The 19,856-nt window shown below is 44.9% G+C and carries 19 protein-coding genes; 10 read left to right on the top strand and 9 right to left on the bottom strand.

What is annotated here, in order from left to right:
• Positions 1-243 precede the first annotated feature (243 nt).
• Positions 244-1,947, top strand: a complete 1,704-nt coding sequence (locus I6E86_RS01075) for a M48 family metalloprotease (protein ID WP_227680465.1) — start codon at positions 244-246, stop codon at positions 1,945-1,947.
• Positions 1,948-2,046: 99 nt separating this feature from the next.
• Here I6E86_RS01075 and I6E86_RS01070 read toward each other — a convergent pair whose 3' ends face one another.
• Both I6E86_RS01070 and rpsU read right to left on the bottom strand, forming a co-directional pair.
• The gene (locus I6E86_RS01070; protein ID WP_197174701.1) at positions 2,047-2,499 is read right to left on the bottom strand and encodes a GatB/YqeY domain-containing protein; all 453 of its coding nucleotides are present in this window, start codon (positions 2,497-2,499) and stop codon (positions 2,047-2,049) included.
• Positions 2,500-2,647: 148 nt separating this feature from the next.
• Positions 2,648-2,863, bottom strand: coding sequence for a 30S ribosomal protein S21 (gene rpsU, locus I6E86_RS01065; protein ID WP_010195908.1), 216 nt, complete (start codon positions 2,861-2,863; stop codon positions 2,648-2,650).
• Positions 2,864-3,400: 537 nt separating this feature from the next.
• Here rpsU and I6E86_RS01060 point away from each other — a divergent pair.
• From I6E86_RS01060 to I6E86_RS01040, 5 genes are all read left to right on the top strand, one after another.
• Entirely contained in the window at positions 3,401-3,775 is a 375-nt protein-coding gene (locus I6E86_RS01060; RefSeq protein WP_197174700.1) for a hypothetical protein, read from the top strand.
• A gap of 21 nt (positions 3,776-3,796) precedes the next feature.
• Positions 3,797-4,309, top strand: a complete 513-nt coding sequence (locus I6E86_RS01055) for a c-type cytochrome (protein ID WP_197174699.1) — start codon at positions 3,797-3,799, stop codon at positions 4,307-4,309.
• A 168-nt stretch (positions 4,310-4,477) separates the two neighbouring features.
• Complete coding sequence (gene tsaD, locus I6E86_RS01050) at positions 4,478-5,536, top strand: tRNA (adenosine(37)-N6)-threonylcarbamoyltransferase complex transferase subunit TsaD (protein WP_197174698.1); 1,059 nt, start codon at positions 4,478-4,480, stop codon at positions 5,534-5,536.
• 56 nt (positions 5,537-5,592) lie between these two features.
• Entirely contained in the window at positions 5,593-5,964 is a 372-nt protein-coding gene (crcB, locus tag I6E86_RS01045; RefSeq protein ID WP_197174697.1) for a fluoride efflux transporter CrcB, read from the top strand.
• Between the two features lie 177 nt (positions 5,965-6,141).
• On the top strand, positions 6,142-6,774 hold the full coding sequence (locus I6E86_RS01040; protein ID WP_197174696.1) for a hypothetical protein: 633 nt from the start codon (positions 6,142-6,144) through the stop codon (positions 6,772-6,774).
• 449 nt (positions 6,775-7,223) lie between these two features.
• On the opposite strand, the gene I6E86_RS01035 is transcribed toward I6E86_RS01040, so the two are convergent.
• The 4 genes from I6E86_RS01035 to potA all read right to left on the bottom strand — a co-directional run bounded on the left by I6E86_RS01035 (position 7,224) and on the right by potA (position 11,144).
• The gene (locus I6E86_RS01035) at positions 7,224-8,114 is read right to left on the bottom strand and encodes a LysR family transcriptional regulator (RefSeq protein ID WP_197174695.1); all 891 of its coding nucleotides are present in this window, start codon (positions 8,112-8,114) and stop codon (positions 7,224-7,226) included.
• Positions 8,115-8,218: 104 nt separating this feature from the next.
• Entirely contained in the window at positions 8,219-9,025 is an 807-nt protein-coding gene (potC, locus tag I6E86_RS01030; RefSeq protein WP_197174694.1) for a spermidine/putrescine ABC transporter permease PotC, read from the bottom strand.
• On the bottom strand, positions 9,025-9,903 hold the full coding sequence (potB, locus tag I6E86_RS01025; RefSeq protein ID WP_197174693.1) for a spermidine/putrescine ABC transporter permease PotB: 879 nt from the start codon (positions 9,901-9,903) through the stop codon (positions 9,025-9,027). The genes potC and potB overlap by 1 nt, the downstream gene beginning before the upstream one ends.
• Positions 9,903-11,144: a spermidine/putrescine ABC transporter ATP-binding protein PotA gene (gene potA / locus I6E86_RS01020; protein ID WP_197174692.1), complete on the bottom strand. Its 1,242-nt coding sequence runs from the start codon at positions 11,142-11,144 to the stop codon at positions 9,903-9,905. Before potA ends, potB begins: the two co-directional genes overlap by 1 nt.
• 401 nt (positions 11,145-11,545) lie before the next feature.
• On the opposite strand from potA, the gene I6E86_RS01015 reads away from it, so the two are divergent.
• The 3 genes from I6E86_RS01015 (at position 11,546) to I6E86_RS01005 (ending at position 14,026) form a co-directional block, all read left to right on the top strand.
• Positions 11,546-12,184, top strand: coding sequence for a carbonic anhydrase (locus I6E86_RS01015; protein WP_194363557.1), 639 nt, complete (start codon positions 11,546-11,548; stop codon positions 12,182-12,184).
• 221 nt (positions 12,185-12,405) lie between these two features.
• Positions 12,406-12,975, top strand: a complete 570-nt coding sequence (gene gloA / locus I6E86_RS01010; RefSeq protein WP_197174691.1) for a lactoylglutathione lyase — start codon at positions 12,406-12,408, stop codon at positions 12,973-12,975.
• Positions 12,976-13,069: 94 nt separating this feature from the next.
• On the top strand, positions 13,070-14,026 hold the full coding sequence (locus I6E86_RS01005; protein ID WP_197174690.1) for a mechanosensitive ion channel family protein: 957 nt from the start codon (positions 13,070-13,072) through the stop codon (positions 14,024-14,026).
• Between the two features lie 123 nt (positions 14,027-14,149).
• On the opposite strand, the gene I6E86_RS01000 is transcribed toward I6E86_RS01005, so the two are convergent.
• The 3 genes from I6E86_RS01000 to ribA all read right to left on the bottom strand — a co-directional run bounded on the left by I6E86_RS01000 (position 14,150) and on the right by ribA (position 16,744).
• The gene (locus I6E86_RS01000) at positions 14,150-14,632 is read right to left on the bottom strand and encodes a c-type cytochrome (RefSeq protein WP_197174689.1); all 483 of its coding nucleotides are present in this window, start codon (positions 14,630-14,632) and stop codon (positions 14,150-14,152) included.
• A 365-nt stretch (positions 14,633-14,997) separates the two neighbouring features.
• Complete coding sequence (gene hemF, locus I6E86_RS00995; RefSeq protein ID WP_197174688.1) at positions 14,998-16,005, bottom strand: oxygen-dependent coproporphyrinogen oxidase; 1,008 nt, start codon at positions 16,003-16,005, stop codon at positions 14,998-15,000.
• A gap of 7 nt (positions 16,006-16,012) precedes the next feature.
• Entirely contained in the window at positions 16,013-16,744 is a 732-nt protein-coding gene (ribA, locus tag I6E86_RS00990) for a GTP cyclohydrolase II (protein ID WP_197174687.1), read from the bottom strand.
• Between the two features lie 728 nt (positions 16,745-17,472).
• On the opposite strand from ribA, the gene dxs reads away from it, so the two are divergent.
• Positions 17,473-19,542 carry a 1-deoxy-D-xylulose-5-phosphate synthase gene (gene dxs, locus I6E86_RS00985; RefSeq protein WP_197174686.1) on the top strand — a complete coding sequence of 690 codons (2,070 nt, stop codon included), beginning with the start codon at positions 17,473-17,475 and terminating at the stop codon, positions 19,540-19,542.
• The last annotated feature ends 314 nt before the right edge of the window (positions 19,543-19,856 follow it).

Genomic DNA, 19,856 nt, shown 5'->3' with positions numbered 1-19,856 from the left:
ATAGTTACTTCCAACTTAACGTCAGCGTACCCTTGCTATCCATCATTATACCAAATAGCCGATGTATAATTGCAGTTGAATATAGTCAACGTTGTGTTCGGTTCACTAGAATCACATAACCATGTTGCACAATAATGACGGATGGCTGCGTGATTGGTAGTCAGAGGCATAGTAAAATTGACCACATGCCTGCAAGCCCGTATAGTCAAAAATACAGGGTAAACAATACGATAGGATACGCACTTGTCTCACTTTACTAGACCATCACGACTAAATAACAATAATCATGAGCCGCGCCAGACAGCTAAGTTGGCTATTAAGGCAGTGCCACTTTTATTACAGCCAATATCGCAGCCAAAAATATATCAAAAATCCCCCAAGCGGTCTTTATTGAGCGCTGCTAAGCGTGGCGTGTCAGTCATGCTATTGGCCGCAGTGACCAGTGCTTATGGCAATGATAACCAAGACGCTGGATTTGCCAATAGCTCGTGGCAAGACCCAGATACGCAAACCTTAGAGTTGCCGAATCTGCGCGGTCAAGGGCTGAGCTTTGCTGAGCAGTATCAAAATAAGATGCTGGGGGAATGGTCGCTACAAAACATCAATGGTCGCGTCAAAATGGAGCACGACCCTTGGGTGCAAGAAACCGTCAAAAACATGACGTGGCGACTCAATGCCCAAGTGCGTCAGCAAGCACCACTGGGTTTGGTTATTATTGATAATGCTAGTATCAATGCTTTCGCTGCGCCCGGCGGGGTGATTGGTATCAATACAGGTACCATACTGGCGGCCAGTAGTATGGATGAGTTGGCAAGCGTCATCGCCCATGAAGTGGCGCATATCAGTCAGCATCACTACGAGCATAGTGCAGAGGAGAGTAAAAAGGCGCTACTGATGCAACTGGGCGGTATGTTGGCTGCGATCGCTGCCTCAGCAGTAGATGGTGATGCGGCAGCAGCAGTGATGATGGGTAGCCAAACCGCCTTTATGAACAGCAGTATGGCTTTTAGCCGCAGCAACGAGCGTGAAGCCGATCGAGTTGGGATGCAAATTATGACCCAAGCGGGCTACGATCCTCGAGCGATGCCACGGTTTTTTGCCACGATGAATCAAAAAAGCCAGCTGAATCAGGTGAAAGATCAATTTTTACCCAGTTTTGTGCGCTCACATCCGCTAAGTAATGAGCGTCTAAGTGAGTCACAAAGCCGCGCGCAGCGTTATCCAGTACTGTCCCTGAGTCAGCAGCAGCGTCATCAAGCACTATTTGATCTGCTCTACTGGCGAGTACAAAGTACGGGTAAACACGCGTCTGAAACGGTACTGACAGCAGCAGCCAAAAACAGTCTGGGTGCCAAACTGGCTCTGATACGTTGGTACACAGAGCAGCAGCGCTTTAAGGATGCCAATGATAAGTTGGCTGAGATAAACGCACTGCCAGCCATGCAGCGTCAAGCTTTAGAGCCGCTGCTTGCGATTACGCATAGTGAGCTACTAAGCGAACAGCAAATGTGGCAACCAGCGGCAGAGATTTTAGCAAACCAGCAGCGCTTGTACCCTGAGCGTCGTGATTTGCGTCTCTATTTGGCAGAAGCGCTCACCAACAGTAATCAACCAGCAGCTGCACAAGCACTGCTAAAGCCATTGACCGAGCAGCAGCCAAGCGATCGCTATGCGTGGCAAAGTCTGCAATTGGCGAATGAAAAAATGGCTAAGACCACAGCATCACCGCAATTGGCCAATATCGCAACCATCAACGCCCTGCGTTATCGAAGTCAAGATCAGCTATGGAGTGGACGCTACGAGCATGCGCTGACATCCTTGACGCAGGCCAAGCAACTCACCGAAAATCTGCAAACCACGGCTCAGGCCAGTAGTACGCGTCCGTTATTGGCCAATATCGATGCTGAAATTAAAGCAATAAAAACCGCCCAAGACTTTAAGCCTTAGGCGGTTTTTATATCATTAACATTGCTTACTATGACAGCAGGGTATCGTTTCTAAGTAAGACGCGCTACTCAATAGCAAACATATTATTCACATTACAAGCTATTTACCTTGTAATGCGTCTTTGACCAATTTAGAAATAAGAGCAGGATCAGCACGACCTGCGGTTTTATTTTTTAGTATACCCATGACGCTGCCCATGTCACGCATAGACGTAGCACCTTGCTCACTGATTTCAGCGCTCACCAATGCGATGATTTCGTCATCATCCATCTGCTTTGGCATAAACTCATTGATAATATCAATCTCAAACTGCTCTTTGGTCGCTAAGTCATCACGGTTGTTTTCGGTAAAAATAGTGAGTGATTCTTGACGCTGCTTGAGCTGCTTTTGTAAAACTTCTAATACTTGCGCATCATCTAGCTCTATCCGGCGGTCAATCTCGATTTGTTTGACGACCGCTTGCACGTTACGCAGTACCTTAACGCGTTCAAGCTCACGCGCTTTCATGGACACTTTGATGTTATCTAATAAAGTCTGTTTAAGTTGGCTCACTGTTATTATCCTTATTTGTTAAGAGTTATTTGTTCAAATTTTCAACAGAACCTAATAATAAAAATTGTAGCATAAAAAACGCCACTGATATCAATGGATAACAGTGGCGTTAGTGTAGCGCTTGTACGTAACTAAATCAGATTACTGATTAGTACATACGAGTGGTACGAATAGTTTCGCGTTGTAATTTCTTTTTATAACGCTTTACGGCAGCAGCTTTTTTACGCTTACGTACTTGCGTTGGTTTTTCATAAAACTCACGCTTACGTACGTCTGATAATACACCAGCTTTTTCACAAGCACGTTTGAAACGACGGATAGCGATATCAACTGGTTCGTTTTCTTTAACCTTAACTGCAGGCATGAAGACTCCTCGATTAGGATGAGATATAAGGGCATTAGTTTGGCTGTGTATTAGTATTTAGCCGCGATATCTCAAGATCACAGGCATCAGCTCAAACTAGGATAATCTTGCGCACTAGCACAAGGGCAGGTATTTTAATAAAAAATATCAACAAAGTCAATGATTTTAGGTGTTTATTGTCTATTTATCATTTGTTTGTCAGAACAGTTGAGCTTAGCTGTACTGTTCTAGAGCGAGTCAAAAGAGAAAAGTCATCGTGAATAAAAAGTCCCTACGGTATATAACGGTATAGCGGGAGTTTATGCTATGATAATTTCCATATTATAGGGTCTGTTTGATATTCAAATGTTAGGGCTGCTGATGTCTAAAGTTACACCAAACTAGGCGAAAACCGACGATAATGTCGAGACCTTAGCTAGGTTTTCAACAACGGTTGGGGTGGTTTTAGCATTAGCCTGCCAGCACCATATTTGAATGTTTAATAGACCCTAGTAAGCATATGAACTGATTTGTGTGTATTTTATTGAGGATGTTGGAATGAAAAAAACAGTATTTAACGCGGTATTGAGCACGGCATTTATCATGGCGTTGGGTGTGAGCGTGAGCGCTTGTAGTGGCGGCGAAGAGCATGAAGAAGTAATGGCAATCGATCGCGTTGATGAAGCCGCAGCACTGGCCATCAAAAATGGCCCACCAGCTGAAGAGATAAAGTTTCCAGAAGCAGCACCAATGCCAGCAGCTGATGCAGCCGCTACAGACGCTGACGGTACGGCAACTGCTGAAGCAGGTACGGCTGATGCTGATATGGCAGCAACGACCGATAGTACGGACACAGCTGCCGCTCCTGCTGCCACTGACAGCGCCGACATGGCGACTGAAGATGCAGCTGCAGCTGCTCCAGCCGCTGAATAATCTATCAGCGAGAGGTGAGAGATGATTGGTATACCGCAGCATATGCATAAGTTGAGCTTGTCTATACTTAGTCTGAGTATGCTGCTCGCACTGAGTGCTTGCAGTGATAACACGCCCACCGAAAAGGCGGCCGATATCGATGAGTCTACCGATGTAGCCGTAGTGGCAGAGGCTGTAGCAGTAGCAGAACCTGCCACTGCTACGCCTGAGGCTGTGAGCCAATCAGAGCCTGCTGATATGGTCGCTGAAGATGCGATAGTGCCTGAATTGACTACTGAGCCTGAAGTATTGGCCGTAGATGCAGGTGCTAAGCTGTATGAGTCAAACTGCAAGGTTTGCCATGCGGCTGGTTTGCTGGATGCGCCAAAATATGGTGATACTGCTGCTTGGTCAGCGCGATTGACTAAAGACAAAGAAACACTATATATGCACTCGGCTAAAGGCTTTAACAAAATGCCAGCACAGGCGGTAAATGACGTCACTGAAGCACAGGTTAAAGCCGCTGTTGATTATATGCTGGCGTCAGTAAGCTGATACGGTATATATAGCGTATATTGACCATTGAAATTTGTTAAACTGACCGTCATTGTGACTGACAATGGCGGCTTTTTTATGCATGATTTTTATCAGCGCACGCCCGAATAATATGGTTGAAAAAACAGCACGAAAACAGTATGAAAACAAAGGTATAAAGGCAAAAATATGAAAGTATTGGGTTTAGAGACCTCTTGTGATGAGACAGGACTAGCGATTTTTGATAGCGAGCAAATAAATAGCGACAATCAAGGTTTGGTCGGTCAAGTGCTGTACTCACAGATTGAGCTACATGCGCTCTATGGCGGCGTGGTGCCTGAACTTGCCAGTCGAGATCATATTCGTAAACTTGTGCCATTGCTTAATGAGCTGTTAGATCAGTGCGATATGAAAAAAAGCGAGATCGATGCGATTGCTTATACCAAAGGGCCAGGACTTATTGGTGCTCTGATGACAGGTGCACTGTTTGGCCGTAGCTTGGCATATGGTTTGGATATTCCAGCGATTGGTATTCATCATATGGAAGGGCACTTACTTGCGCCGCTCATGGGCGCGAATCCTCCGGCCTTTCCTTTTGTCTCACTATTGGTATCGGGTGGGCATACGTTACTCATTGCCGCTCATGGTGTTGGTCGTTATGAGATATTGGGTGAGTCGATAGATGATGCGGCGGGGGAGTGCTTTGATAAAGCCGCCAAGATGCTAGGCTTGCCTTATCCTGGTGGCCCCAATATTGCCAAACTGGCAGAGACGGGCAATCCTAACGCGTATTCGCTGCCAAGACCGATGCTACATCGTGGTTTAGACTTCTCATTTAGTGGGATGAAAACGGCTGTGCATAATTTGATTAAAGACACGCCACTGTCAGGCGGTTCTGGTCATAAATCTGATAGCGATCTGCAAGTTCGCGCAGATATCGCAGCCAGCTTTCAGCATGCAGTGGTCGATACGCTAGTGAAGAAGTGCGTCAAAGCACTTAAGCAAGCAGAGATGAGCCGCTTAGTGATTGCGGGCGGGGTCAGTGCCAATACTCATCTGCGTGAGACGTTAGAGCGCGAACTGGCTAAGATAAATGCAACCGTTCATTATGCACCGCCTGCACTATGTACGGACAATGGCGCAATGATTGCTTATGCAGGTTTTGAACGTTTGCAGGCAGGACAGTCTGATGATTTGGCCGTTAGCTGTATTCCGCGTTGGCCGATGACAGAATTGCCAGCCGTATGACCGTGCTATTGATTGGGCCTCATGCCCATCAAGTTTATACGAATTAAGGACAGTCTATGCAGTGGCTTGCTATTGGTTTGGGCGCAGCATTTGGTGCTTGCTTGCGAGCGTGGCTATCGCGTTTTAATGCTTTGCACGGTTGGATACCACTCGGTACGCTGAGTGCCAATATATTAGGCGGACTGCTGATAGGGCTCGCGCTAGTGTGGTTTGAGCGCATGGGTAGCAACTTGTCCGATCATGTACGCGTGTTTGTGATTACAGGATTTTTAGGCGGACTGACAACGTTTAGTACGTTTAGTGCAGAGGTGTTTGGCTTTATTCATGACGGACGATTGCTAGCAGGCTTAGCACTCATCGGTTTGCATGTCGGACTAACCTTACTAGCTACCGCGCTTGGATTTTATTTCTTTAAGCTAGTTTTGTAAGCTTTGATATTAATCGCGATAGTCCGTTATAAGTAGTTCCAAAAATACAATCTGTTTTAAGTGGTCTGTTAATAGGAGTGAGATAACTGGTTCCACTGGGGTATAGCGCACCGAACCTTATTTAAAAAAACTATAATATCAACGGATGAAATTTCTACTTCCTTTAAGGACAACATAATGAAAAAACTATTTTTATTATTGGGAAGTTTATTAATATCAGTTAGTTGTACTAAACCAAATATACATGACCCTAATGCTCGAATTAAAGTAGATGTAGATGGTGACAATTATATAGTCCCATTAAATTATATTGTTAGACCAGACACAGGCAGTTACGCAAGTTTTGAGACGGATATGGGTCTTAGTTATTTCTTTTGGCCTAGTGGTCGAGGTCTTACCAATGAAGATGAAGATCCAAACGCATTGCAGTATGATGATAATATTATCAAGTTCTATTGGACAGCGGAAAATTCAGGGATTGTAGGCAATGATATGTCTACAAGAGTAGATATCGTAAAAAAAACGAATCGTAAAAATACGGAACAAGATAAATTTAGATTAAAGGCTTATATTGACAACAATGATGACTCAATAATATCTTATACAGGTAATGTCTATCCAAATTCGCCGACTATTATTCGCTGTTTGATGGCAACCAACGATGAGCAAAACAGCGTTTGCCAAATGGAGTATTTACATCCTATTTATAATAACAATATCTTGCTTGAATTCTCAGGAAAAAACCTAGCTGATTGGCAATCAATTAATACAATGGCTATTAATTATATGGAAAAGTGGCATAAGGATTGAATAGGAAATAACACATACTTGAAATCTATTTCAAGTATGTTAATGATGATAAATTGGGGGGATATAACGTTTAAAGAAGCTCATCTTCTAGAGGCATTAACAGATTCAAAGCCGAAAATGTTTTTGATTTTAAATTGACATAAAATTTCGAAACTTGAATGAATCTTTCAGCAATCAAAAATAGTTTATTCCCAATTGTTTATTAATATTCATGGGATAAGAAGAAGTCCAAGACGCCTGTGGCGCACCGATCACGAATAGGATATGCATGGTAAGTACACCATAAAGTACACTGCTGTTACTCCAACAACTCGAACCATCGCTACCACTAGCCTACAGCCTAGGATTCAAGTCCTCACTAGGGAACCGTCATGTACCATAGCGCTCGTCATAATGTCAGAGAGCGAACAATATTTCTTAACTGGAATAATTTAGTAAATAGTGAAATATTACACCGGCTTCACTATTCCTTGTAGCAAACTCGCAAACCCCTGCATATATGCCGTCTCTTGACTTGAGGTACGTGTCGCTGCATACAGCTGACAGCGAACGCCGTCGCCAAGTGGCCTTGAGACGACCCAGCCTTTTTTCTCATATTCAGCAACGACCCAGTCGGGCAGTGCTGCTACGCCGCGCTCGCTCGCGACTAACTGAATCAGCATCGCGGTCAGCTCTGTCGTACGAACACTCTGAAAACTCACCTGTGCGGGCGTCATAAAGTTGGCAATGATATCGAGGCGTTTGGCCTCTACCGGATAGGCAATCAGGGTTTCATTGACCAAATCAGTTGGCTCAATAAATGTCTGTGCTGCTAGATCATGTGTTGGTGACAGCACCAAGCGACTCTCATACTCAAACAGCGGCTGATAACTGATACCGTCGAGCGGCAAATCACTGGTAGTGATAAGCAGATCAATATCACCTTCCATCAGCAGATGATGCGGCTCAGGCTCAAACCCTGTGGCAAAATCCAGCTCAACATCCGACCATTCACGGCGATAGTGATTAAGTATCGGCATGAGCCAATCAAAGCAACTATGGCACTCTGATGCTAGGCGCAACCTGCCTGCTTGACCATGCGCTAAGCGTTTAAGGTTAGATTTGGTGCGAGTCACTTGCGGTAGGATGCTGTCTGCCAATGCCAATACTGTTTTGCCAGCTGGCGTAAAGCTGAGCGGGCGAGTTCGACGATTAACTAAGCTTATATCGTAATAGTTCTCAAGCTCTTTCAACTGATGCGAAACGGCTGAGGCAGTAACGTGTAGCTCATCCGCTGCTGCTGCAAGCGAACCATGCGCTCGTAGCGCGGTTAATGTATTAAGATGACGAAGCTCAAGCATAATATGACCTAACCGCTAAGGTGAGAAAAATTCATTATAGTCAATATAGCGCTGACTTTCACTCATAGTCCATAATTCACAAGGAATTAATCAGCAATCAACAACTAGCGCTTGCGTAATAATAACTGTGAGATAGCGACCAATATTAAAGAGGCAACCAGCAATAACGTACCAATGGCGTTGACTTCTGGCTTGAGTCCTACGCGCACCATAGAATAAATGCGCAGCGGTAAAATCTCATAGCTAGGCCCCGTAACAAAGGTCGAAACCACCACATCATCGAGCGACAAGGTAAAGGCGAGTAACCAACCTGCCATGACGGCTGGCAAAATAACTGGAATCAATACTGTGCGCACCATGGTTGATTCGCTAGCACCCAAGTCACGTGCCGCTTCCATCAATCGCTCATCTAAACTACTCAATCGTGCAAAGACGGTAATGACAACGAATGGCAAGCAAAAAGTAATGTGAGCCAATAGCAATGAGACAAAGCCCAATTGCAAACCAATCAGTAAGAACAGTGCTAGCAATGAGATAGCGAGTACAATCTCAGGCGACATCATAAGTACAAACAGCAGCCCGTTTAGCAAGCCTTTACCGCGAAAATTATAACGGTGTAGCGCCAGCGCGGTAAGTGTCCCTATCAACGTTGAGACAGTGGCCGCCACCAACCCTAAGATAATAGAGTGCCAAAATGCATCGAGCATCGCTTGGTTATTAAATAGCGACTCATACCACTTTAAGCTAAAGCCGCCCCAGTTATAGCCGATTTTTGATTTGTTAAACGACATCACCACCAAGACGATGATGGGGAGATATAGCAGAGTATAAATCAGTCCGAGATAACCTTTGGCGGCGATACTGCCAATCTTGATCGGACGAGTTTTTTTATTCGGTGAGCTGTCAGACATTAGGCCACCTCGTTGAAGTCAGTCTTGCCAATGCGGCGGCTGCTGGCACGGTAGGCAAGTAATAATACCGCCATCGCTAGTGTCAATAAGACGCTGGCCGCAGCACCAAAGGGCCAGTCACGCGCATCCAAAAATTGGTTTTTGATGATATTACCAACCAGTAAATTACGCGAACCACCTAAGATATCCGCCACATAAAACATACCCATCGCAGGCAATAGCACGAGCAGTACACCAGAAATAATCCCTGGTGTCGTTAATGGCAATACCACATGCCAAAAGGTTTGTGTTCTGGATGCGCCCAAATCTTGCGAGGCCAATAGCATATCATTGCGTAAGTCAGTAAATACCGCATATAGCGGCAGTACCATAAACGGAAATAACAAGTAGGTTAAACCTGCAATCACCGCACCTTGCGTATATAAAATATCGATTGGCGTATCAATCACGCCAATTGCTAATAGCAACTTGTTAATCAAACCATTGTTAGCAAAGAGCAGCTTTAATGCATAAGTCCGCACCAAGGAGTTGGTCCAAAATGGCAGTATCAGTAACATCATGAGCAGTGGCTGCCAGCGCACTTTTGCTTTGGAAACCAGCCATGCAAAGGGGTAACCCAGCAGTAAACAGATAACCGTTGTGATACCTGCCATCCATAATGAGTGGACAAATACCTCAAAATACAACGGGTCAATCATGCGCACGTAGCTGTCGATACTGACAGGCAAGCTAATAAAGGCGCTACTATCGCGGGTCAAAAAACTGACAGCGATGACTAGGATATTTGGTAATAGTGCAAATATCAGTAGCCAACCCCAGATTAGCCAAAGCGTGGCGGTACGAAATGGACTTTTACTGCCTAAGTGGTTGCGGGCCATCAGCTACCATCCTTTTGTGCCGTTATGTCTGGAACCCTTTCAGAGTCTTCTGGCAATACCCATTCCCAGCCATCCACCCATGAGACTTTGACACCTTCGTTAAGTTTGTAATCAAAGCTTGGGTCATCCTCATCGAAGAACTCAGAAGCTTTGATGATATGACCATTTGCCAATTCGATAATCGAGTCTAAGGTGCTGCCTTTATAGTTACTCTCGATGACACGGCCTAACAGTCCGCTATGCTCATTGTCTTTTGGATCATATATTCGTAGGTCTTCGGGGCGAAGTAGTAAATTAACGATATCACCTACCTGCACTTCATTGGCAAAATTGGGACGACGTAAGTTACGTAATGTGGTTGGCCCTTCTTGGACTTGAGCTTCACAGACTTCAACCTCGATGCGTCCGTTGGTCACTTTACCATCGCGATCTGGGTGATCTGGATGGACACCTTTGACCTCAGCTCTAAACAAATTGGTCTCGCCGATAAACTTGGCAGTAAATAGGTTGGCAGGGGTTTCGTAAATCTCGATAGGCGTACCAATTTGCTGAAACGTACCGTCTTTCATTACGGCAATACGGTCTGACATCGACAGCGCTTCTTCTTGGTCATGAGTGACAAAGACAAAGGTAATGCCAAGCTCACGTTGCAGACGCTTTAGCTCAGACTGCATTTGCAGGCGCAGTTTATGATCGAGCGCGGACAATGGCTCATCAAGCAGTAGCAGTTTAGGACGATTAATCACCGCGCGTGCAATCGCAACTCGCTGCTGCTGGCCACCAGACAAATCTTGCGGTTTACGGTTGGCCAGATGCTCTAGCTGTACCATCGCTAGCATTTTGCTGACGCGTCTTTGGATTTCATCTTTTGGGACTTTTTTTAGCTTAAGACCATAAGCCACATTTTGAGCGACGCTCATATGAGGAAACAACGCATACTGCTGAAATACGGTATTGACCGGACGTTTATCAGCGGGCAAGCCTGCCATCTGTACACCATCCAAATATATCGCCCCAGCGTTTGGCTGCTCAAAGCCTGCAATCAAGCGTAGCAAGGTTGTCTTACCGCAGCCCGATGGCCCAAGCAGTGTTAAAAACTCACCGTGTTTGATATCAAGATTGATGTCTTTTAAGACCTCGGTTTGATCATAGGTTTTTTTGAGATCAGTCAGCTTTAGTAGCACCTGATCATCATGAGGTGACGCAGAGGTGCTGTGTGTATTTGGAGAGGGATTGGCCATAATATCTGTTCCTAAGCGTCCAATATATCAATACAGTTATCGAGGTAAATCACTGTCATCAAAGAGATTGGCATGAGCGTAAGCAGGATCTGATTGCTGCCTGATTGTTGCGTATTATAACAAACCCTTGATATAAGTCAGTGCAAGTTCGTTATAAGTTATGCGAGCCATACGGTCATGGTCATGATGGGTACGGCTGTATTTTTGGTATCGACTATATTTACCTCACGACATTTAGACAAATTTTTTTACCGATTTTTGGCCTTTATTCCTATACAATCACGATATGGCTGACAAATATCACGAGCCTGATAGGTTGGTAGCCACTAGCCAATCTATGTTTGCATACCTAATGTAATGCCATTTATAACTCTCATATTATTGATGATAAAGGATCTCTCATGTCTACCGATACACGTCCAACAACAGGTCAAGAAGCGCTTGAGCTTTTAAAAGCAGGTAATGCGCGTTACGTTGATAGCCTCACCAGTACCGATGAGTATATGCAGCGTCGCCCAGAGTTGGTCAAAGATCAAAACCCATTGGCCATTATTTTGGGATGCTCGGATGCACGAGTACCCGTTGAGATTGTTTTTGATCAAGGTTTGGGGGATTTGTTCGTTATACGAGTCGCAGGTAATGTGGTTGCACCATCGCAGATTGGTTCAATCGAGTTTGCAGCCGAAGCCTTTGGCACGCAATTGGTGGTCGTACTTGGACACTCAAAATGCGGCGCTGTCACGGCTTGTGTTGAGACACTGATCAATCCTGAACAGAACTATTCACCTAACTTGCAATCTATCGTTGATCGTATTCGCCCAAGCGTTTATAACTTGCACGAACTAGCAACTGCCAATGGTCAAGACGTCGATGCAGATGAATTGGTCGACCGCTCTATCCGCGCCAACGTGCGCATGTCAGTCAGTCAACTAAAGCATGGCTCACGGGCATTAGAGGACTTAACCAATAGTGGTCAGCTGCTGGTAGTGGGCGCAGAGTATGATTTAGAAACTGGCAAGGTGCGTTTCTTAGACAGCTAGGATATGTCCTCAATTAAGCCATATTTAAGGCAGCGTTGAGCCATTTGTTAAATTATTGATAGGCTTCATGGATATCGATAGTTTAACAACTCCTATTCAGCTTCTTACAAAACCCTATCAATTACCTCGCCATTTTTTATTATGATAAGTAAACGGCGCAAATCACGACAAGGTGGTTTGCGCATTTATCAGCCTATCTTATGAACCCTATTAGGATAATTATGTCTAACGTATCTACCGATAATAAAAATGACACAGTGATAGCTCAGCCTATCAGCAGTGTACATACTGATGGTGTGCAGCCCATTGCCACTCAGACGACAGGTTTTACTTTTAACCACACCATGCTCCGTGTCAAAGACCCAGTCAAATCATTGGCATTTTATACTGGTGTTTTGGGTATGACGTTACTGGCGGTCAAAAAATTCCCTGATATGGGGTTTGATCTATACTTTTTGGCACAGCTGACTGAGAGCGAGCGCGAAAACTTGCCTACAGGCGATGATTTAGAAATCTTTGCCTTCCGCCAACGCGGTATCTTAGAGCTGACCCACAACTACGGTACCGAAACTAAGGCTGATTTTAGCTATCATGATGGCAATCAAAAGCCACAAGGTTTTGGTCATATTTGCTTTAGCGTACCGAATTTAGAAGAAGCCGTTGCTTGGTTTGATAAAAACGATGTCGAATTTAAGAAACGTCCAGAAGAGGGCAGTATGAAACACATTGCTTTTATCAAGGACGCAGATGGCTACTGGATCGAAATTGTCCAAGCGAACTTGATGTCTTAGTTGGCATACTCTCAACGAGCCGCAGTGAGTCGCTTTGACACTAAACCCTTTATTTATCATCATGCGCTAACACAGCAATAGGAGCAATCCCTTTATGCCCACCCCTGATGTGAGCCGCCTATCAAACACAGTAGCTGATGGCATGACCATCTATCAGCAAGTGGTCTATACCACCCAAGATTTGGCAAATGGCTTTATTGAGCGCATTCCATATTTTGTGGCGGCGCTCATTGTTTTGGGTATTTTTTGGTTATTGTCCATTTTTTTCAAAAAAGCGGTGCATAAAATCTTAGGATCGCGCGTACGTCATCAAAACTTGGTCAAGGTGTTTCAGCGGATAGGTGGGGCACTCATTCTGTTTATTGGTTTTATGATAGCGATGGTTGTTGCTGTTCCGGGATTCACACCAGCTAAGCTTATTGGTGCACTCGGGATAGGTTCGGTCGCGATTGGTTTTGCGTTTAAAGATATCTTTCAAAATTTGCTATCAGGTATTTTGCTACTGATCTCAGAGCCGTTTCGTATCGGTGATCAGATCGTGTCTGGTGAATATGAAGGCACGGTCGAAGACATTAAAATTCGCGCGACCACCATCAGGACTTATGACGGTCGGCAAGTGGTAATTCCCAACTCTGATTTGTACACCTCAGCACTGACGGTCAATACTGCTTATAAGCAGCGCCGTTTGCAAGTTGCGGTCGGTATCGGTTATGAAGATGACATCGAAGCGGCAAAAGCTGAGATACTACGAGCGCTAGACAAAGTCGATAGCGTATCGAAAAAAGCGAAACCAAGTGTGATTGCCACAGGTTTTGGCGGCTCGTCTATGGATCTGATGGTGCGCTGGTTTATTGAAGATGGTACGCAGGCCAATAAGGTCGCCTCAATTCATCAAGTTATTGTAGAGATTAAAAATGCGCTTGATGCAGCAGAGATCAATATTCCATTCCCGATACGCACGATAGATTTGAGTGATCCTTCGGTAAAATCCATCGTCAATAAGATAAATGAGCAACAAGTGATTGATGTTAATAAAGCTGCGACAGAGTGATTTGCTCAGTGCATTATTTTGAAGGGCTGCTTTTAACGTGATATTTTTTAAGCAATAAAAAACCGCCATCTCATTTGATTGGGCGGTTTTTTTTGCTTGTTGACTTACTATAAGTATAATGTTTTATTCTTCTTTGGCTCTAAAGTCGGTATGGCATGATTTACAGCTTGCACCAACTTGTCCAAAGGCAGGTTTAACATCGTCCATGCTAGTGGCGTTTTGTGCGGCGGTGTTTAGCTCAGCAGTGACTTTTTGAAAGTTTTCAGCTTCTGCACTGAAGCCGTCAGCGTTAGACCATACCGCTTCGGTTGCATTGCCCTTGGCTTCTGCATCTTCGAAATGACTCCATGGTGTAGAGGCGTCTTCTGCCATAAATGCTGCTTGCTCTTTGAACACAGCTGCATCAAACGTATCAGGCGCTTTTGCCATATCGCCCATCACGCCCATTGAATCACCCCAGTTTTTCATACTGTCTTGACGGGCTTGTACGTCAGGGTTTGAGTCAGCATCCTTGGCAGTACTACAAGCCGTTAGACCTAGCGCTGCTGCCATCAAGGTGACACTGAAGAAGGATTTTAAAAATTTGTTAGAATGAGCCTTTGTCATATAGATTATTCCTTTAAAATTTGCTAATAGTATGCGTATGCAAACGCTGGCTTTGAACAAGATATAAATAGAGCAATTTATTCATACTATTTAGAAACGCGTTCGCTTCTAAATAACTTTTCAAAAATATAATTTCTATTGTAACCACTATTTACGTAGTTATAGTTAAGATAGTTGTTATATCATCGTAATATTGTCAAATGACAATCCAAAACATAATATTGAACTTAGACGTGGCCTCAATTCAACCGATCGTCCTTTCAATGGGCTTATATGAATAAGGCCAGCGATAGCAGCTGACCTTGTTTAAATTTTCTAGATTATTGTCTAGAATGAACCACCCAATTTTATTATATGCAGATAAGCTATAGAGTCAACCAGTCACGTGGTTTTAGATAAAAATCGGTCAACTCAAATTCAGGGGTGCCTTCGGCTGGCTCTAAACGATAATGCCAACTGGCAAGCGGCGGCATACTGACTAAGATAGATTCGATACGTCCATTGCTTTGAAGACCAAATAAAGTCCCGCGATCGTAGACCAAGTTATACTCGACGTAGCGGCCACGACGATACAACTGAAACTCACGCTGCGCTTCAGTATAAGGCGTGTTTTTACGCTGCTCAAAAATCGGCAATATGCCGTCAAGATAGCCGTTACCAACAGCTTTCATAAAATTAAAGCAGGTCTCAAAGTCCCAGCCGCGACTCTCGGTACTGACATCATCATAGAACAAGCCGCCAATACCGCGCTGCTCATCACGATGACGTAGATGAAAGTACTCATCACACCACTGCTTAAAGTCAGCATATATATTGTCCCCAAAAGGCGCACATAGGTCATGACAAACCTGATGCCAGTGTACGCAATCCTCTAATACTGGATAAAAAGGCGTCAAATCGAACCCACCGCCAAACCACCAAATAGGCGCTTCGCCTTCTGCTTCTGCGACGAATAAACGCACATTGGCATGGCTCGTAGGAACGTTGGGGTTTTTGGGATGGACAACCAGAGACACGCCCATGGCTTGCGCTTTGCGCCCAGCAATATTAGGGTGACGTGCCGTGGCAGAGGCAGGTAGGTTATGGACCTCGATATGGCTAAACATGACGCCCGCTTTTTCGATGACCTTGCCATCTGTCAACACGCATGAGCGACCACCGCCGCCTTCAGGACGCTCCCAATCATCAGGAACGAAGGTTGCATGCTCGTTGTTATTAGTGCCGCTGCCATCACGCTCTTGTGCTTCTAAAGCCTTACAGATACGTGCTTGCAAATCAACCAAAAACTCACGTACACGCATGATATCGCTATGGGCTGGTATGGTCGTTGAATCTAACGGGTCTGTCTTGTTATCTGTATTTGAAATACTCATAAGATATCTATTTATTCAGGTGTATGGCGGTATTAAGGTCTGTATCGAGATGGCGGTCTGTATCAAGCGCGATATTTTTCTCAAACAAGTGGCCCATGCGGTCACGCTTGGTTGCTAGGTACTCAGCATTCATATCATTGACGCCTACCAATAGTGGCACACGTTCGACAACGTCAATACCATGCTCAGTCAAATAAGCGACTTTGTTTGGATTATTGGTAATGAGTCTGACAGCATCGACACCAATATGGGCGAGCATCGGGCCACACATGTCATAGATACGGGCATCGGCTGGCAAGCCCAGCATAAGATTGGCATCTAACGTGTCATGTCCTTGATCTTGGAGGGCATAAGCGCGAATCTTATTGGTGAGACCGATACCGCGACCTTCTTGGCGCAGGTATAAGATAGCGCCGCAGCCTGATTCTTGTATGGCCTGCATCGCAGCGTTCAGCTGCGGTCCACAGTCACATTTTAATGAGCTGAATGAGTCACCTGTTAGGCACTCAGAATGAATACGAATCAATGGCGTCGGACGCTGAGATAGCGTATCACTTGACGGGTTCACTGCTGGGTTAGTTAAGTCTGGCTGAGATTCAGCTGTACTATGCTGATCGACTGCAGAGAGACCCACAGTCAGCATGACATGCTCTTGGCCTTCGTCGTTTTCAAACACATGGATATCGAACTCGCCGTGACGAGTGGGTAATTTGGCACTGGTGATAAATTGATATGACATTACTGTCCTACAGAAGCCTACAGTTGTGGCGGTAGAGGGTTTGTTATAACGAATTGAGAGCGTGTTATCAGACAACACGCACCTACATTTAATGATTTCAAAAGGGCTCAATTTTACTAATTATCATCAGAGACTTTTCACTAGGTTCATTGTCACTAGTTTCATATTTGTGACGATCTGTTTTTTGTTTTTTCGGCCGCTGATCTTATATTCAGCATCAGATTATAAATGACGATAGGCGATTGAGTCGCTGTGTGATCACAGCCTATTGCCAAAAACAGAATGGCAGCAGTATAACCTGTTTACCAATACCGCGTATTTATCGCATTTGTTATAAAAACACACAAAGTTCACAGACGATGCACGATGATTAAAGCGACAATTAAAAAAAAATGCTATTATGCCATACTATTTTGATGGATACAGTGACAAGTCTTTATCCTTGCACTACTATGTCGTCATTAACATCTGATATTGATGCAAAATAATAGGGCATAATGTTATCCCTTAGCGTTTCAGCGTAGTATTGGCGCGTCGTTTATCCAGACAGTGTCGCTGCTATGGTATGTAGCAACATTACATAGTTATATACCGCAAAAGTTGCATGAATAATTATATGGTCGATTACATCAATAACGATGTAGATATTATTGACATCCCTTGGCTATAGTGATCGCTATACGCTGAGGATATGTCTTGTCAGCAGATTGGTAGGTATCGTACGGTTTATGCAGCAGTCACCTCATTCTTTACAGTCTCAGTCTCTATCTGCATCAGTGCTTGATTCTGCTGCCCAGCTATCGAGCTTACAGCAGACCTATACTGAGATTCCACGCGTGCGTCCTGATACGCCATTGCTTGATGCAATCGATACGCCCTCTAACTTGAGCACATTGAGCAAAGATCAGCTGATTACATTGGCTGATGAACTGCGTCTTTTTTTATTATATTCAGCCGGTCAGAGTGGCGGGCATTTCGGTGCCAACTTGGGTGTGGTTGAACTGACTATCGTACTGCATTATCTGTTAGACACACCAAACGATCAGATCGTATGGGACGTGGGTCATCAAGCCTACGCCCATAAAGTATTGACAGGTCGCCGTGATCAGTTGAGCACTATCCGGTCTAAAGATGGTCTGACGGCATTCCCAGAGCGCGCAGAGTCCGTCTACGATACCTTTGGGGTTGGACATTCATCAACCTCAATCTCAGCCGGTCTGGGTATGAGTCTAGCCCTGCGCTATCAGCGCCGCGAGCAAACCGTTGCTTGCATCATCGGCGATGGCGCAATGACAGGCGGTATGGCATTTGAGGCCATGAATGATGCGGTACAGCAAGATGCGGATCTGTTGGTCATCCTAAACGACAATGATATGTCAATATCATGCTCTATCGGCGGCTTTTCACGTCATCTAGCGATGCTGTGGGAATTGGGCTATCAGGTGGATATCTCTGAGTCAGGCGAGCCTATTCTGTGCCAACGCCCTGACATGCAAGCGTTTGATCGACGCAAACGCCACAAAGAGATGCGTGACGTCCCGCAGCTAGAAGACAATTTATTTAAGGCGATAGGTTTTACCTACTTTGGTCCGTTTGATGGGCACAATATCCCTGAGCTGTTGCGTGTGTTATCACTGGCAAAGCAGGTAAAAGGCCCAGTACTGGTACATATCTATACGACTAAAGGTAAAGGCTTTGCGCCAGCAGAATTAGACCCAGTCGGCTATCACGCAATCAGCAAACTACCTGCTGACAGTCATAGTAACTCTCAGAGTACCGAGAAAACAGAATCGAAGCCCGTTATCAAAGACCCAGTCAAAAAGACTGCGTTAAAATACTCGCAAGTGTTTGGACAGTTTTTGTGTGATAAAGCGGCCGAAGACGATCAGTTGCTCGCTATTACTCCTGCCATGGAAGAGGGCTCGGGCATGATTGAGTTTGCTCGTCATTTTCCAGAGCGCTTTTTTGACGTAGCCATTGCTGAGCAACACGCTGTCACACTAGCGGCTGGTATGGCAACTCAGGGCGTCAAGCCGATTGTGGCGATTTACTCGACGTTTTTGCAGCGTGGATATGATCAGCTGATTCATGATGTGGCTTTGCAGAATCTCGATGTGATGTTTGCCATTGATCGAGCGGGCCTCGTCGGTGAAGACGGTGCCACGCATGCGGGCGTATTTGATTTTGGCTTTTTACGTTGTGTACCTAATATGGTGATTGCCGCGCCCAAAGACGAAAATGAATGCTACCACTTACTCAATACCTGTTATGAATACCAAGGATGCACGGCAGTTCGTTATCCGCGTGGCCTTGGTACTGGGGCAGTTATAGAACAGCCCGCTCAAATTTATAAAGTTGGCGAAGCCGTCATAGAGTCGGTATTGGGTAACACAGACGCACCTAACAAGATAGCGTTACTGGCATTTGGTACGATGGTTGCCACCGCGCAGCGTGCTGCAGAGCATATCACTCAAGAGACAGCACTGGATTGTCAGATGCATGTGGTCAATATGCGCTGGGTGAAGCCGTTAGATACTACAATGCTTGACAGCCTGTTAGCACAAGGCGTGACGCATGTCGTGACGCTAGAGGAGCACATGATTATGGGCGGCGCAGGCAGTGCAGTAAATGAGTACTTGCTCAATGAGTCTAAGACTTATCAGCAGCATCGTCCGGTTATTCGCAATATTGGTATTACAGATCGTTTTATTGCGCATGGTTCACAAGCAGAGCAATTGGCGGATTGTGGATTAGATGTCGATGGTGTAGTCAGACAAATTAAGTCACTCTGGTCATAGTTGATGCTTCTCAGATTTTTGCTATTACTCTGAACCACTTATTTATAAATATATTAGCTCTCTACGTAGAGCAAACACCTGCTAGCCGTAGGTGCTTATTTTTTTACAACTTGCGCAGTGTTTTCGATCACCAATATATTGGTTGGGTCAGCGTGACGGTTTTTTCGTCTTTATCGAACAATTTTAGTATAATGCGGTTGTCGTTTATAAGTTTTCATTTATAAACGACACGTTTTTTAAATCGCATAGATGTGGTGTGATGCGGCGGCTGATTGGCATGTTGTAAGCACAGAGTTGGTCTTATTTTTGGTATT

Source organism: Psychrobacter sp. SWN149 (assembly GCF_015864565.1).
In the GTDB taxonomy this organism is placed as follows: Bacteria; Pseudomonadota; Gammaproteobacteria; order Pseudomonadales; family Moraxellaceae; genus Psychrobacter.
Note: the sequence above shows the minus strand (reverse complement) of the source record. Positions and strands in the feature narration are given on the sequence as shown.

Coding starts and splice junctions, on each gene's coding strand:
- I6E86_RS01000 (WP_197174689.1), bottom strand. CDS start 14,632: ATGACAAAGGCTCATTCTAACAAATTTTTAAAATCCTTCTTCAGTGTC.
- rpsU (WP_010195908.1), bottom strand. CDS start 2,863: ATGCCTGCAGTTAAGGTTAAAGAAAACGAACCAGTTGATATCGCTATC.
- I6E86_RS01040 (WP_197174696.1), top strand. CDS start 6,142: ATGAAAAAACTATTTTTATTATTGGGAAGTTTATTAATATCAGTTAGT.
- potA (WP_197174692.1), bottom strand. CDS start 11,144: ATGGCCAATCCCTCTCCAAATACACACAGCACCTCTGCGTCACCTCAT.
- I6E86_RS01005 (WP_197174690.1), top strand. CDS start 13,070: ATGCCCACCCCTGATGTGAGCCGCCTATCAAACACAGTAGCTGATGGC.
- crcB (WP_197174697.1), top strand. CDS start 5,593: ATGCAGTGGCTTGCTATTGGTTTGGGCGCAGCATTTGGTGCTTGCTTG.
- I6E86_RS01015 (WP_194363557.1), top strand. CDS start 11,546: ATGTCTACCGATACACGTCCAACAACAGGTCAAGAAGCGCTTGAGCTT.
- dxs (WP_197174686.1), top strand. CDS start 17,473: ATGCAGCAGTCACCTCATTCTTTACAGTCTCAGTCTCTATCTGCATCA.
- ribA (WP_197174687.1), bottom strand. CDS start 16,744: ATGTCATATCAATTTATCACCAGTGCCAAATTACCCACTCGTCACGGC.
- I6E86_RS01055 (WP_197174699.1), top strand. CDS start 3,797: ATGATTGGTATACCGCAGCATATGCATAAGTTGAGCTTGTCTATACTT.
- I6E86_RS01035 (WP_197174695.1), bottom strand. CDS start 8,114: ATGCTTGAGCTTCGTCATCTTAATACATTAACCGCGCTACGAGCGCAT.
- tsaD (WP_197174698.1), top strand. CDS start 4,478: ATGAAAGTATTGGGTTTAGAGACCTCTTGTGATGAGACAGGACTAGCG.
- hemF (WP_197174688.1), bottom strand. CDS start 16,005: ATGAGTATTTCAAATACAGATAACAAGACAGACCCGTTAGATTCAACG.
- potC (WP_197174694.1), bottom strand. CDS start 9,025: ATGTCTGACAGCTCACCGAATAAAAAAACTCGTCCGATCAAGATTGGC.
- I6E86_RS01060 (WP_197174700.1), top strand. CDS start 3,401: ATGAAAAAAACAGTATTTAACGCGGTATTGAGCACGGCATTTATCATG.
- gloA (WP_197174691.1), top strand. CDS start 12,406: ATGTCTAACGTATCTACCGATAATAAAAATGACACAGTGATAGCTCAG.
- potB (WP_197174693.1), bottom strand. CDS start 9,903: ATGGCCCGCAACCACTTAGGCAGTAAAAGTCCATTTCGTACCGCCACG.